This window comes from Azotobacter vinelandii CA (assembly GCF_000380335.1).
GTDB classification, from domain to species: domain Bacteria; phylum Pseudomonadota; class Gammaproteobacteria; order Pseudomonadales; family Pseudomonadaceae; genus Azotobacter; species Azotobacter vinelandii.
Genome location: NC_021149.1, coordinates 4,567,433 through 4,581,813, shown reverse-complemented (window position 1 = coordinate 4,581,813; position 14,381 = coordinate 4,567,433). Strand labels below are relative to the sequence as shown.

Sequence of the window (14,381 nt, the reverse complement as noted above, 5' to 3'; positions counted from 1 at the left end):
GTCCGGCATTCTCCCGCTGGAACCCTGCCATGACCGTCCTGAAGAACGACCGCTTTCTCCGCGCCCTGCTCAAGCAACCCGTCGATGTCACTCCGGTGTGGATGATGCGCCAGGCCGGCCGCTACCTGCCGGAATACCGGGCGACCCGGGCGAAGGCGGGCGATTTCATGAGTCTGTGCATGAATCCCGAGCTGGCCTGCGAGGTGACCCTGCAGCCGCTGGACCGCTATCCGCAACTGGACGCGGCGATCCTCTTCTCCGACATCCTCACCGTTCCCGACGCCATGGGGCTGGGTCTGTATTTCGAGACCGGGGAGGGGCCGCGCTTTCGCAAAGTGGTTTCCAGCCCGGCGGACATCGAGGCCCTGCCGGTGCCCGATCCCGAGCGGGACCTGGGCTACGTGATGGCGGCGGTACGCACCATCCGCCGCGAGCTGAACGGCCGCGTGCCGTTGATCGGCTTCTCCGGCAGTCCCTGGACCCTGGCCACCTACATGGTCGAGGGCGGCTCCAGCAAGGACTTCCGCAAGTCCAAGGCGATGCTCTACGACAATCCGCAGGCCATGCACGCCCTGCTCGACAAGCTGGCCCGGGCGGTCACCGCCTACCTCAACGGGCAGATCCTGGCCGGCGCCCAGGCGGTGCAGATCTTCGACTCCTGGGGCGGCAGCCTGTCGTCGGCGGCCTACCAGGAGTTTTCCCTGGCCTACATGAAGAGGATCGTCGACGGCCTGATCCGCGAGCACGAAGGCCGGCGCGTGCCGGTGATCCTCTTCACCAAGGGCGGCGGCCTGTGGCTGGAGGCCATGGCCGGGAGCGGCGCCGAGGCCCTGGGCCTGGACTGGACCTGCGACATCGGCGATGCCCGTGCCCGCGTCGGCGGCAAGGTGGCTCTGCAGGGCAACATGGACCCGAGCGTCCTCTACGCCAACCCGGCGGCGATCCGCGCCGAGGTGGCGCGCATCCTCGCCCGTTACGGCGCGGGCTCCGGGCATGTCTTCAACCTCGGCCACGGCATCACCCCCGAGGTCGATCCGGCCCATGCCGGCGCCTTCTTCGAGGCGGTGCACGAACTGTCGGCGCAATATCACCGCTGAACGTCCGCGCATGACGCAAAAGCCCGATCGGGCTTTTGCGTTTCGCGGATTCAGGCCAGTGCCTGCTTCGGCGGCAGGCGCGACAGGCGCAGGGCCACGATCAGGGCGAGGCCGAGCAGGGCGGCGATGAACAGGCCGACGCCGGTCCAGCCGCCGTGCTGCCAGAAGAAGCCGCCCGCCGTGCCGGCCACGCTGGAGCCGGCGTAGAAGCTGAACAGGTACAGCGACGAAGCCTGGCCGCGGGCCTGCAGGGCGCGGCGGCCGACCCAACTGCTGGCCAGCGAGTGGGCGGCGAAGAAACCGAAGGCGAACAGCAGCATGCCGGCGAGCACCAGCCCCAGCGGGGCGCACAGGGTCAGCAGGACGCCGCCGAGCATCAGCAGGATCGACGGCCAGAACACCCAGTGCCGGCCCAGGCGGTCGGCCAGCGCGCCGGCCTGGGTCGAACTGTAGGTGCCCGACAGGTAGACCACCGAAAGCAGGCCGACCAGGCTCATGCTCAGTCCGTAGGGCGGCTCGAGCAGACGGAAGCTCATGTAGTTGAACAGGGCGACGAAGCTGCCGACCAGCAGGAAGGCTTCGAGGAACAGCCAGGGCAGGCCCTGGTCGGAAAAGTGCAGGCGCAGGCCGTGGGCCAGGTTGGCGAAGCTCAGTGGGGTCGCCTGGAAGTGCCGCGAATCCGGCAGCAGGCGCCAGAACGTCAGTGCCGCGAGCAGCGCCAGAAGGCCGAGGGCGGCCAGCGCCGCCTGCCAGGAGAAGAAGTCCAGCAGCACGCCGCCGATCAGCCGGCCGCCCATGCCGCCCAGGGAGTTGCCGGAGATGTACAGGCCCATGGCCAGGCCCAGATGGCGCGGATCTATCTCTTCGCTGAGATAGGACATCGCCACCGCCACCTGGCCGCTCAGGACCAGGCCGAGCAGCGCACGAAGCAGCAGAAAGGCATGCCAGCCGGGCACCAGCGGGCTGAGCAGGGTGAGCAGCGCCGCCGCACACAGCGCAGTGACCATCACCGGCTTGCGGCCGATGGCGTCCGACAGCGGACCGGTGAGCAGCAGGCCCATGGCCAGGGCGATGGTCGAGATCGACAACGCCAGGCTGCTCTGCGCCGCGTTCAGGGCGAAGGCCGCGGAGAATGCCGGCATCATCGGCTGCACGCAGTAGAGCAGGGCGAAGCTGGCGAAGCCGGCGGCGAACAGCGCCCAGCAGGCACGGCGGAATTGCGTCGTGCCCTTTTCGATCCGGGGAGCGGCTGCGGCGCTGGCGGGCGCGGGTTGGGCGGCAAGGCTATTCATCTCGACCTCGGTACGGGCGATCGTCGGCTGGTAGCCGATGGGATGCCGACCAGCATAGGGGAGGCGATATTCCCGGTTCCAATATATTGTTCGACTGATTTGATATGTTCTACGAATCAATGGGGCTGTCATGGAGCTGCGTCATCTGCGCTATTTCATCGCCGTCGCCGAGGAGCTGCACTTCGGCCGCGCCGCCGGGCAACTGGGGATTTCCCAGCCGCCGCTGAGCCAGCAGATCCAGGCGCTGGAAGAGGAACTCGGCGTGCGCCTGTTCGAGCGCACCAATCGCCGAGTCGTGCTCAGCGAGGTCGGCCGGCTGTTCCTGCCCGAGGCGCGCCAGGTGCTGGCCCAACTGGAGCAGGCGGTCGCCGTGGCCCGGCGCGCCCAGCGTGGCGAACTGGGCGAGTTGAAGGTCGGCTTCACTTCCTCGGCGCCCTTCACCTCGAGCATTCCGCGGGCGATCCGCGCCTTCCGCCAGGCCTGCCCGGAGGTACATCTGGACCTGCGCGAGCTGAGCAGCCGCGGAGTCGCCGAGGCGATCCACGAGGGACGGCTGCAGGTCGGGGTGCTGCGCCCGCTGTTTCCCCTGCCGGCGGAGCTGGTGGCCTTGGAGCTGTTCGCCGAGCCGCTGGTGGTGGTCCTGCCGGTCGGGCATCCGCTGGCCGGCGGCAGCGCCGACGGCGTGCATCTGGCGGAGCTGGGCGAAGAACCCTTCGTGTTCTTCCCGCGCAGTTTCGGCACCGGGCTCTACGACCAGTTGCTCGGTCTGGCCCGGGCCGCCGGCTTCATCCCGCGCATCGTGCAGGAGGCCAGCGAGGCCATGACCCTGATCGGCCTGGTTGCCACCGGCCTGGGCGTCACCGTGCTGCCGGCCTCGTTCAGCCGCATGCGCATCGATGGTGTGGTCTGCCGCATCCTGCTCGATCCGGGCGCCAGCACCGCGGTCTGGCTGGTGCGTCGGCGCGACGAGAGTTCGCCGCTGGTGCGGCGCTTCGCCGAGTTGCTCGAACGGGAGGCGCGCGAGGCGCAGCCGCCGCAGGCGATCACCAAGGGATAAGCGCACGCGCCGGCGGAAATGGGGTTAAATGCTTGCGGAATCTTCGGTAGATCGGGCGGAAGGAGGCGATGGCATGCGGCGTGTGGTGTTCAATCAGAAGGGCGGGGTCGGTAAGTCGAGCATCGCCTGCAATCTGGCGGCGGTGAGCGCGGCGGAGGGCTATCGCACCCTGCTGGTCGATCTCGACAGCCAGGCCAACTCCACCCACTATCTCAGCGGTTTCTGCGGCGAGGACATCCCGCTGGGGATCGCCGACTTCTTCAAGCAGGTGCTCACCGGTGGGGTGGGCAGGCGGCCGAAGGTCAAGGTGATCGAAACGCCTTTCGCCAACCTCGACCTGGTCACCGCCTCGACCGAGCTGGCCGACCTGCAGCCCAAGCTGGAGACCAAGCACAAGATCACCCGGCTGCGCAGGCTGCTCGACGAACTGGGCGAGGATTACGAGCGGATCTACCTAGATACGCCGCCGGCGTTGAATTTCTATACGGTTTCCGCACTGATCGCCGCCGATCGCGTGCTGATTCCCTTCGACTGCGACAGCTTCTCGCGCCAGGCGCTGTATGCCCTGCTCGCCGAGATCGACGAACTGCGCGAGGACCACAACGAGCACCTGCAGGTCGAGGGCATAGTGGTCAATCAGTTCCTGCCCCAGGCCGTGCTGCCGCAGCGCATGCTCGACGAACTGATCGCCGAGTCGCTGCCGGTGCTGCCGGTGTACCTCGGCAGCTCGGTGAAGATGCGCGAGTCGCACCAGGCCTGCAAGCCGCTGATCCATCTGGAGCCCAAGCACCGGCTGACCCGCCAGTTCGTCGCGCTGCACGACCTGCTGGAGTCGGCCGACTGAGCGGGCCCGTCATCGATTCCATGAAGGCGTGGAGTCCGTCGTGACCTGCCGCGGCCCGTGGGCTGGACGACGCCGCGGGTTTGTCTACCGTGGTGGATGGCTCCGGCCATCCACCCTACGGTTTCCGATCCCCCAGACTTCCGCCCCGCCGGCCGCAAATCGGTGGCACGTCTAGCGCATCACCAGCAGATCGCAGGGCGGGTTGTCCAGGTAGTAGCGGGTCAGGCTGCCGAGCAGCCGCTCGCTCAGGGCGTCGCGGCTGTGCCCGCCGAGGGCGAGCAGTTGCGGGCGCTGGCTGGCGATCGCGGCATCCAGGCAGGTCTGCCGCTCGCCGCTCTGGAAGCCGTGGCTGAACTGCACGGCGCGCGGCGGCAAGGCGGTGAATTCGGCACCGATGAAGCGCTCGAAGAGCGACTGCTGGAAAGCCTGCTCGTCCGGATTGTCCGCGGCATGGATGGCGGCGACCTCCTGCACGTGCAGGGCCCTGAGCTGCGCGCCGGGCGGCAGCAGTTGCCAGGCCGCGCGCAGGGCGCGGCTGGCGCAGGGGGAGAAGTCGATGGCGGCGAGGGCGCGCTCGTAGGGCGTATCGGCCGGATCGATGGCGATCAGCGCGGGAACCGGGCTGGCCTGCAGGACGCGTTCCTGCACGCTGCCGGCGAAGCCCTGCGCCGGCTGCCGATGATGGCTGCCGAGCACCAGCAGGTCGCAGTTGCCGAGACTGATGTATTGCAGGATGAGTTCGGCGGGATGGGCCCCCACCTCCAGGCGCAGTTGCACGTCGAGGGCCGGCCGGCCCTGCAGGTGGTTGGCCAGGGTCTGCTCCTCGGCGCTGCGCAGCCGGGCGAGCAGCGCCGGCGAGGGCTGGCTGGCGGCCACGTGCAGCAGGGTCAGGCGTGCCTGCGACTGGGCGGCGAGCTGAATGGCGCGACGCAGGGCGATATCGCCTTCCGGGCTGAGATCGTGGGCGATCAGAATATGCTTGGCCATGGCGCTCTTCCTCCTTGAGGGAGCCTCAGTCTGGCGGCAAGCCAGGGATGGGGCCTTGACCTGCGGCAAGCCCGCCGTCGCCGCGATGTGGCGCCAGCGGCGCTTCAGACACCCTGCTGGCGCAACCAGGCGAGCAGTTGCGGCAGCGGTAGGGCGCCGCTCTGGCGGGCCACTTCGCGACCGGCCCTGAACAGGATCAGATTGGGAATCGAGCGGATACCCAACTGCCCGGCCAGCGGCGCTTCGGCCTCGCTGTCCAGCTTGGCCAGGCGCACCCGCCCGGCCAGTTCCCGGGCGGCCTGGTCGAAGACCGGCGCGAAGGCCTTGCACGGCCCGCACCAGTCGGCCCAGACGTCCAGCAGCAATGGCAGGTCGCCCTTGAGCTGGGCGGCGAAACCGGCGGCGTCGACGGCGAAGGGCTTGCCGGGCAGCACGGGGCTCTTGCAGCGCCCGCAGCGCGGCGCCTCGCCCAGGCGCGCGGCGGGAATGCGGTTGAGGCTGTGGCAGTGCGGGCAGGGGATCAGCAGGGCGTCGGTCATGGCGGGCTCCACGAGGGCTGTCCGTTTCCTATCTGGAGGCGCGCGCAGGGAAATCAAGCGTCCGTGCCGGCTCGCCCTTGCCGGCCGCTCGCGGCGGGCTCGGCGACGAGCCTTCGAGGCCTTGGTTCAGGCCAGTCCGGTATAGATGTTGTAAGCGCTGATCAATGTGATCAGGCAGCCGACGATGGTCAGCAGGGTCCTGGCCGACAGTTTCTTGCACAGCAGGGCGGCGAACGGGGAGGCGAACAGACCGCCGAACACCAGGCCGGCGACCAGCTTCCAGGTATCCGGCTGTCCGGCCAGCAGGATGAACGACGCGGCGCTGGAAAGGGTCAGGAAGAACTCGGCGAAATTGACCGAGCCGATCGTGGTGCGCGGGTCGCTGCCGGAGCCGAGCAGGCTGCTGGTGACCACCGGGCCCCAGCCGCCGCCACCGGCGGCATCGACGAATCCGCCGAACAGGGCCAGCTTGGCCACATGCCTGGGCGCCTTGCGCTGGAGCGCATGGCGATACGCCTTGCCCAGGATGTACAGGCCCATCAGTAGCAGATACGCGGAAATGAAGGGCTTGAGTACCTTGCCGTCGAACTGGGTGATCAGCACGGCGCCGAGCACCGCGCCGACGATTCCCGGCAGCAGCAGGCGCAGGAACAGCGACTTGTCGACGTTGCCCAGCTTGACGTGGGCGATACCGGACAGCCCGGTGGTGAACACCTCGGCGATGTGCACGCTGGCGCTGGCCGCGGCCGGCGAGGCGCCGGCGCCGAGCAGGAAAGTGGTGGCCGTGACGCCGTAGGCCATGCCCAATGCGCCATCGATCATCTGCGCGAAGAAACCGACGGCGACGGCGTTCCAGAAGGCCTGGCTGGCCAGGGCCCGCTCGATGATCTGCAGCCCGGTGCTGCCACCGTTGTCGCCGAAGAACAGGCGCCAGGAAAGGAACAGCAGCAATCCTGCGAGGATCAGCACGGCTGCCCACATGGCGGCGCGCAGGACGGGATGGTTGTCCGGGTGGGAGACGAAGTCCTCTACGGGGGGCAATCCCAGCGCCTGATGCTCCGCGTTGAGCGGGTTCTGGCTGAGATCGAGATCGCGGATTTTCATGCAGTCGCGCCTGACAGTGGGTGGTAGAACAGGCAAAAGTGAAGCCGCCGCAAAGATAAGCGGCTTTTTTTAGAGAGTCTAAGAATGTTTGAGAAGGTTTATATGCCTTATTGGATTAAGAGCATCCGATTGCCTGCCGTGTCCGGCCTGCGGCATCCTGAGTCCCCGCGTCGCGATCGACAGGAGGCGTCATGAAAGCGCTGGATGACGAAATCGGCCGCCAACTGGCCCGGGCGATAGCCGCCGGTCAGTTGCGCGCCGGCGCGGGCAAGCCGCTGGAGATCGACGAGGCCTGGCTGCAGACCCCGCCCGGATTGCGCATGGCCTTCCAGGTACTGAAGAGCGCCGGGATACCGCCTGCCGAGGTGGAGCTGTTCCAGCAGCGCGCCAGCCTGCAAGCCAGCCTGGCGGCAGCCGACGATGAGCCCGGCCGATTGCGCCTGCGGCGCCAACTGGCCGACCTGGAGCAGGACATCGCCTTTCGCCTGGAGGCGCTGCGCAAACTGGGGCAGGGCTGAGAGGCCGTGACCGATGCCGATGACAGGGTTGGCGTGACGGCGCCGGTCAGGACGAGCAACTGATTTCCAGGTGCTTGCCCCATTCCGGCGGGCGTTCGGCGTAGCGCTCCATGCCGGGCTGTTCGTCGAAGGGGCGGGAAAGCACCGCGTGCAGTTCGCGGACCGGGCTGTAATCGCCCCGTTCCGCCGCTTCGATGGCCTGCTGGGCCAGGTAGTTGCGCAGGATGTACTTCGGGTTGACGGCGTGCATGCGCGCGCGTCGTGCGGCCTCGTCCGCCTCGTTCTCGCGGGCCAGGCGCGCCAGGTGGTCGCCGGCCCAGGCATCGAAGCCGGCCAGGTCGACGAAATCCTCGCGCAGGCGCCGCAGGGCGGCCGCCGCCGGGCGGTCGCCCAGTTCGCGGAAGAAGCGGCTGTAGTCCACCGCGCTACCCTGCATCAGTTGCAGGAGGCGCTGTATCCGCTCGCGGTCGTCCGCCTCCGCCGTGGTGAAGCCGAGGCGGCGGCGCATCAGCTCCAGCCAGGCGCCGCGAAACAGCGGCAGGAAGCGCTTGAGGCTGCCCAGCAGGGCGTCCTTGTCGACGAAGGGGGTCAGCGCCTGGCCCAGCGCGGAAAGGTTCCAGTGGGCGATGGGCACCTGATTGTCGAAGGAGTAGCGACCGGTGTCGTCGGAGTGGTTGCAGACGAAGCCCGGATCGAAGTCGTCGAGGAAGGCGTAGGGCCCGAAATCGAAGGTGATGCCGAGGATCGACATGTTGTCGGTGTTCATCACCCCGTGGCAGAAGCCGTAGGCCTGCCAGCGGGCGAGCAGCGCCGCGGTGCGTTCCAGCACCCGGTCGAAGAAGGCCCGGTAGGGATCGGGCTGGGCGAGGCAGTCGGCGAAATATTCGCCGATGACGTAGTCCAGCAACTGGCGCAGGGCCTCGTGCTGGCGGCTGTAGTAGAAGAACTCGAAATGGCCGAAGCGCACATGGCTGGGGGCCAGGCGCAGCAGGGTCGCGGCACGCTCCTCGGTTTCGCGCCAGACCGGGGTGTCCGAGGCGGTCACGCAGAGCGCCCGTGAAGTGGGAATGCCGAGGGCGTGCAGATGCTCGCTGGCGAGAAATTCGCGGATCGACGAGCGCAGCACGGCGCGGCCGTCGCCCATCCGCGAATAGGGGGTCTTGCCGGCGCCCTTCAGGTGCAGGTCCCAGCGCTCGCCCGCCGCGTTGATCACTTCGCCGAGCAGCAGGCCCCGGCCATCGCCGAGTTGGGGGTTGTAGAAGCCGAACTGGTGACCGGAATAGGCCATGGCGCGTGGTTCGGCGCCCGGCCAGGGGCACTGTCCTGCGCAGTATTCGACGAGTTGCGGGTCGTCGGCCACGGCCGGTTCGAGATCGAGCAGCGCGAGCGCCGCGGGACTCGCCACCACCAGCCGCGGCGACGCGATGGGAAGCGGCGTCACCGCGGTGGAGAAGGTATCGCCGAGGCGGGCGAAGCGGTTGTCGAAGGCGAGTTCGCTCAGGCGTTTCACGACTGTCCTCCGGCGCTGCCTGGGTCAGCTCACCATAGCACGCGCGCCGCCGGAGTCACGCCTTGCCCGCCGGTTCGGGCCGCACCGTCTTGTCCGCGGCGGCGCCGAGGGCCGCCTGGACCTCGTCGCTCTCGAGCAGTTGCTCCTGGCCCTTGGCGTTCTTGACGAACACGTCGACCTGGCGGAAGGCGATGTCGATGTGGTTCTCGCGGAACAACTCGTCGATGCGCCGGTTGATCTCGTCGGTGGCACGGCCGCGGTCGCCCAGTTCGCGCACGTAGATGATCAGGTCGTGATCCAGGGTGCTGTCGCCGAAGGTCTGGAACAACACCAGCGGCGGCGGTTCGCGCAGTACCCTGGGGTTCTCGTTGGCCGCCTGGTAGAGCAGTTCGCGCACCCGATTCAGGTTCGAGCCGTAGCCGACGCCGACCTTGAGTACCAGGCGGGTGATGGTATCGGTCAGGGTCCAGTTGATGAGTTGGCTGGTGATGAAGGTCTTGTTCGGCACCACCACCATCTTGCGGTCGGAATCGACGATATGGGTGGCGCGGATATGGATGCGGTTCACCGAGCCGCTGATTCCGCCCACCGTCACCGTGTCGCCGATACGTATCGGACGCTCGAAGAGGATGATCAGGCCGGAAATGAAGTTGGCGATGATCTCCTGCATGCCGAAGCCGATGCCCACCGAGAGCGCTGCGACCAGCCATTGCAGCTTGTCCCAGCTGACCCCGAGGATGGACAGCGCGGTGACCAGGCCGAAGCCGTAGATGGTGTAGGAGAGCAGGGTGGTGGTGGCGTAGGCGCTGCCCTGGGCCAGTTTCAGGCGCGAGAGCACCAGCATTTCCAGCAGGCCCGGCAGGTTGCGCGCCAGGACCACGGTGATCCCGCCGATCAGCAGGGCGGCGAGCAGGTCGCGCAGGCTGATCGGCACCAGGCTGGCGGTGGCGCCGGTGCCTCCGGTGAATTCGTAGAGCACGATGTTGTCGAGGTAGTCGACCACCGTGATCAGGTCGGCCCAGACCCAGTACAGGGTGGTCAGCAGCAGACCGAACAGGGCCAGGCGGATCAGTCGCAGCGACTGCTGGTTGACCTGCTCGATGTCGAGCACCGGCTCCTCCGTCGTCTCGCCGGTCTCGCTGCCTTCCGCCGCGGTGGCCTGGCGCTTGGCCAACGCGCGCTGGTAGGCCAGCCGGCGCGCCGCGACCGACAGTCCACGCACCACGGTGGCCTCGATCAGCGCCCAGAACAGCAGCACGTAGAGGGTCTGCACCAGGCGGTCGCTGAGCCGCAGGGCGGTGTAGTAATAGCCGAGCACCAGACCGAGGATCAGTCCGACCGGCAGCAGGGTGAACAGCAGGCCGATCAGCAGGTTGATCGGCGAGGCGTTCTGGCTGGCCGGGCCGCGTAGCAGGAGCTTGCCCAGCAGCCAGGCCATCAGCACGTAACCGGAAAGCAGGACGAGGATGCCGAGCACGTCGTCGTCCAGCGCGCCCGGCTGGTTGCGGGCGAAGCCGACCACCCCGACCAGGGCCAGCACCACGATGGTGAAGCGACGCATCTGCTTGCGCAGGAAGGCGACCTGTGGCCGGGCCCAGCCGAAGTGCAGTTCGGCCACGCCGCCGGGAGCGAGGATCTTGTAGGTGCTGTAAAGCATCAGCCAGGCCAGCGCCATGTCGTTCAGCGCGATGCCCAGGTAGGGGTTCTGGCCACGCGCGTCCATCTGCAGGGTGTAGCCGCAGAGGGCGAGGAACAGGGTGCCGGGCATCGCCAGCAGCAGGTTGAAGAGCAGCGCCAGCGGGGTATGCCGCTGGCTGTCGCGGCGGTAGTGGCCGATGTCGGCGTGCAACGCGTCGAGCTTGCGGGTGATGGCCCCGCGCTGCCAGAGCAGCACGCCGATCAGCAGCAGCAGCGGCAGGAAGACCCAGGGGCGCTGGATCAGGCCGGAGCCCAGGTCTTTGAGGATGGTCGTCCAGGACGTGCCGGTGACCTGCTCCTGGAGGCGCTGCGGCGCCTCCTTCAGCCAGTCCACATCGAGCGGCTTGTTGCTGGGAATCCAGAACAGTTGCTCTTCCAGGGTGGCGCCCATCTTCTCGGCGGTGTCGAGCAACTGCTTCTGGTTCAACTGCAGGGTGATTTCCTCGTTGAGCAGCGCGTTGAGTTCGTGATCGAGCCGCTCGATCAGCTCGGCGCGGCTTTTCACCAGCGCCAGCAAATCGTTGCGCATCGCCGGATCGGCCGGCGCTTCCCCTTCGGCTACCTGTTTGGCCAGCAACTCGTCGACGTAGGCCTCGGGATCGGTGACCTTGCCGCGCGTCTGGCTGAGTTCGAACTGGTAAAGGCGGATGTCGGCGATTTCGTCGGCGAGGCGGCCGTCGATCTGCACCTGGGGCAGGGCGAGCTTCTGCTGGAAGAGAATCTTGGCCAGCAGCAGGCTGCCGCGCAGGACCTCGATCTGCTCCTCCAGGGTCTGCTCGTTCTGGCTGAGGTTGTCCAGGGTGTGCTTGGTTTCCAGGTTCTGCCGGGTGCGCTCGTTGAGGCGGTCGGTGGTGCGCAGCAGGGTATCGGACAGCTTCAGGTTGGCTGCGGTCTCCTTGGCCAGCAGGCTGTCGGAGCCGGCCGCGCTGGCATCGCGCGAAAGCTCGGCGAAGGTCTCTTCGGACATCGCCTTGCGCTTTTCATTGATCGTCGCCTGCAGGTCGGCGATTTCCGTGGCCAGGCGCTGGATGCGTTCCTGCATCAGGTCTCGCTGGCTGGTGCCCAGCTCCAGGAGCTGGCTATTGCCCGCCAGTTCTTGGCGGCGCAGGGCGGTCTTGGCTTCCAGGGCGGCCAGTTCGGCCTCCAGCAGGCCGCGGCCTTCCACGCTCAGCGGCTTGCCGCCCTGCTTGCCGCTTTTGAGGAGGGCGTTGATTTCCAGGATGCGGGTCTGGTTCGCGGCGATTTCCGTCTGCGCCCGCTCCGGACGGGTCTGCGAGCTGACCAGCAGGCTGTTGGCCTCGTTCAGCGCCTGCTGCCAGTCGGCCATCTGATTGTTGCGGGTGGTCAACTGGTCCATCAGGCGTGGCAGCGAAGTGTTGCCGTTCGGCTGGGCCACTGGCTTCTGCGCGGCCTCCTTGAGGCTCTCCAGCTCGCGCTGGGCGGACTTGATCTGCTGAGGCGCGGCGGCCAGGCGGCGCTTGAGTTCCTCCATGGCCTTCCCGCTCTCCTGAAGGAGATCGAGCTGGAGCAGGGTGTCTTCGAGCTGCTGCTTGATGACCGCTTGCTCGGCTTCCGGCAGCTTGCGTCCGGCCAGGTTGTCCAGGCTGGACTGCACGGCCTTGCGGCTGGGCGGTTCGGCGGCTTGAAGGGCGGGAATGTGGAGGCAAAGCGCGAGAAGAAGAACGCTGAACAGGGAACGCGAAACAGTCATGGCGTCTGGGTCTTTCGGCTGAAAAAGGCCCCAGTTTAACAAACGGAACCGTTTTCGCACCCCTGTCCGACGAACACGTTCAGATGAGCAAAATAGGTGCCGAACGGCTGCCATCCTCTGGAAACTTCAGGCCGACCTTGCGCACCCGGTCGCCTTCGGTGGCCGCCACGGTCCAGGTCATGCCGTTCCATTCCACCTGATCACCGACCACCGGATGGCCGCCGATCAGCCCGGCGATGAAACGGCCGAGCGACTGGTTGCCGTCGATGCCGTCGAGCTTCAGGCCGTAGAGCGCCGCCAGGGCGGCCAGCTCGGCATCGCCTTCGAGCACGAAGTCGCCGAAGAAGCGCAGATCCTGGCCGGTCTTGGGCGGCTGGCTGAACAGCTTGCCGAGACTCGGCAGATCCTCCTCGTGGCCGATCACACAGAGCAGGTCGCCAATCTCCAGGCGGGTACTGCCGGACGGATGGAGCAGTTGCCGGCCGCGGAACAGGGCGGCGATGCGCGTGCCGTCGGGCATCTTCAGGTCGCGCAGGGCGGCGCCGATGCACCACTTGTTGGCGCTCAGGCGGTAGATGAACAGTTCCCAGCGGCTGGTGGGGTGGATCTGCAGGCCGGTCCGCGAGATCGGCGTGGGCGAAGGCGGCACCTCGACCCTGGCCTTGCGCGCCGCCCAGCCGAGGGTGGTGCCCTGCAGCAGCAGCGACACCAGCACGATGAAGAAGGCCACGTTGAAGTAGAGGTTCGCCTGCGGCAGCCCGGCCATCAGCGGAAAGACCGCGAGGATCACCGGTACCGCGCCGCGCAGGCCGACCCAGGAGATGAACAGCCGCTCGCGCAGGTGGAAGTTGCGAAACGGCAGGAGGCCGAGGAACACCGACAGCGGGCGGGCGACGAGGATCATCCACAACGACAGGGCCAGTGCCGGCGCGGCGATGGGCAGCAACTGGCTGGGCGTGAGCAACAGACCGAGGGCCAGGAACATGCCGATCTGGCTGAGCCAGGCCAGGCCGTCGAACATGTGCAGGATGCCGTGGCGATTGCGAATCGGCCGGTTGCCCATCAGCAGGCCGCAGACGTAGACGGCGAGGATGCCGCTGCCGCCGATCGCGCCGGCGATGGCGTAGATCATGATGCCGCCGCTGACCGCCAGCAGTGGATAGAGGCCGTCGGCCACGTCGAGGTTATTGATCAGTTTCAGCAGCAGCCAGCCGCCGGCGAGGCCGAGAGCGATGCCGATGCCGAACTGCTGCAGCAGGCTGACCAGCACGCCCCAGCCGAAATCGCCCCGGCCGGAGGCGAGCATGTCGATCAGGGTCACGGTGAGGAACACCGCCATCGGGTCGTTGCTGCCCGATTCGATTTCCAGGGTGGCGCCGACCCGTTCGTTGAGCCCCTTGCCGTTGAGCAGGTTGAACACCACCGCGGCGTCGGTGGAGCCGACGATGGAGCCGATCAGCAGGCCCTGCATCAGGCTGAGATCGAACAGCCAGGCTGCGGCCAGCCCGGTCAGACCGGAGGTGACCGCCACGCCTAGGGTGGCCAGCGACATCGCCGGCCAGAGCGCCACGCGGAAGGTGGCCACGCGGGTGCGCATGCCGCCGTCGAGCAGGATGATCGCCAGGGCCAGGTTGCTGACCAGGAAGGCCAGGGAGTAGTCGTTGAAGACGATGCCGCCGATGCCGTCGACTCCGGCGAGCATGCCCACGCCGAGGAAGATCACCAGGATCGGGATGCCGAGCCTGGTGGACAGGGAGCTGAGCAGGATACTGGAGCCCACCAGCAGCGCGCCGATCAGGAACAGGGTGTTGATGGTGGCTGCATCCAAAGCGGGGGATCTCCAAGGCGGCCGGCGGAAGCATTCGTGCTTGCTATATATGCATCGGTCGTGCCAAGGGATTAAAGCCGCTGGCTTGGCCAACTGTCAAAAGATAATGTTCGCCGGTTCGGAGGGCGCGCATGGCGACCGGCGGCCAGCCGTTTCCGAGTTCGCGAAGAGGAGCCCGGAGCTGTCTGCGGCAGGG

The 14,381-nt window shown here is 67.5% G+C and carries 11 protein-coding genes; 4 read left to right on the top strand and 7 right to left on the bottom strand.

What is annotated here, in order from left to right:
- Positions 1 to 29 precede the first annotated feature (29 nt).
- A complete protein-coding gene (gene hemE / locus AVCA_RS20575; RefSeq protein ID WP_012703001.1) occupies positions 30 to 1,097 on the top strand; it encodes a uroporphyrinogen decarboxylase in 1,068 nt (355 codons plus the stop codon).
- A gap of 50 nt (positions 1,098 to 1,147) precedes the next feature.
- Here hemE and AVCA_RS20570 read toward each other — a convergent pair whose 3' ends face one another.
- A complete protein-coding gene (locus tag AVCA_RS20570) occupies positions 1,148 to 2,389 on the bottom strand; it encodes an MFS transporter (protein ID WP_236616291.1) in 1,242 nt (413 codons plus the stop codon).
- A 130-nt stretch (positions 2,390 to 2,519) separates the two neighbouring features.
- On the opposite strand from AVCA_RS20570, the gene AVCA_RS20565 reads away from it, so the two are divergent.
- A complete protein-coding gene (locus tag AVCA_RS20565) occupies positions 2,520 to 3,446 on the top strand; it encodes a LysR family transcriptional regulator (protein ID WP_012702999.1) in 927 nt (308 codons plus the stop codon).
- A gap of 73 nt (positions 3,447 to 3,519) precedes the next feature.
- Positions 3,520 to 4,290: a ParA family protein gene (locus AVCA_RS20560; RefSeq protein ID WP_012702998.1), complete on the top strand. Its 771-nt coding sequence runs from the start codon at positions 3,520 to 3,522 to the stop codon at positions 4,288 to 4,290.
- Between the two features lie 171 nt (positions 4,291 to 4,461).
- Here AVCA_RS20560 and AVCA_RS20555 read toward each other — a convergent pair whose 3' ends face one another.
- The 3 genes from AVCA_RS20555 to AVCA_RS20545 form a co-directional block, all read right to left on the bottom strand.
- Complete coding sequence (locus AVCA_RS20555; RefSeq protein ID WP_012702997.1) at positions 4,462 to 5,277, bottom strand: universal stress protein; 816 nt, start codon at positions 5,275 to 5,277, stop codon at positions 4,462 to 4,464.
- Between the two features lie 104 nt (positions 5,278 to 5,381).
- Positions 5,382 to 5,816: a thioredoxin TrxC gene (trxC, locus tag AVCA_RS20550; protein WP_012702996.1), complete on the bottom strand. Its 435-nt coding sequence runs from the start codon at positions 5,814 to 5,816 to the stop codon at positions 5,382 to 5,384.
- A gap of 126 nt (positions 5,817 to 5,942) precedes the next feature.
- Positions 5,943 to 6,920 (bottom strand): sulfite exporter TauE/SafE family protein, encoded by a 978-nt coding sequence (locus AVCA_RS20545; protein ID WP_012702995.1) that lies wholly within the window; start codon positions 6,918 to 6,920, stop codon positions 5,943 to 5,945.
- A 191-nt stretch (positions 6,921 to 7,111) separates the two neighbouring features.
- On the opposite strand from AVCA_RS20545, the gene AVCA_RS20540 reads away from it, so the two are divergent.
- Complete coding sequence (locus tag AVCA_RS20540; protein WP_012702994.1) at positions 7,112 to 7,438, top strand: DnaJ family domain-containing protein; 327 nt, start codon at positions 7,112 to 7,114, stop codon at positions 7,436 to 7,438.
- Between the two features lie 46 nt (positions 7,439 to 7,484).
- On the opposite strand, the gene selO is transcribed toward AVCA_RS20540, so the two are convergent.
- From selO to AVCA_RS20525, 3 genes are all read right to left on the bottom strand, one after another.
- Entirely contained in the window at positions 7,485 to 8,948 is a 1,464-nt protein-coding gene (selO, locus tag AVCA_RS20535) for a protein adenylyltransferase SelO (RefSeq protein WP_012702993.1), read from the bottom strand.
- Between the two features lie 55 nt (positions 8,949 to 9,003).
- Entirely contained in the window at positions 9,004 to 12,357 is a 3,354-nt protein-coding gene (gene mscK, locus AVCA_RS20530; RefSeq protein ID WP_012702992.1) for a mechanosensitive channel MscK, read from the bottom strand.
- A 79-nt stretch (positions 12,358 to 12,436) separates the two neighbouring features.
- Entirely contained in the window at positions 12,437 to 14,185 is a 1,749-nt protein-coding gene (locus AVCA_RS20525) for a potassium/proton antiporter (RefSeq protein WP_012702991.1), read from the bottom strand.
- Positions 14,186 to 14,381: the final 196 nt, after the last annotated feature.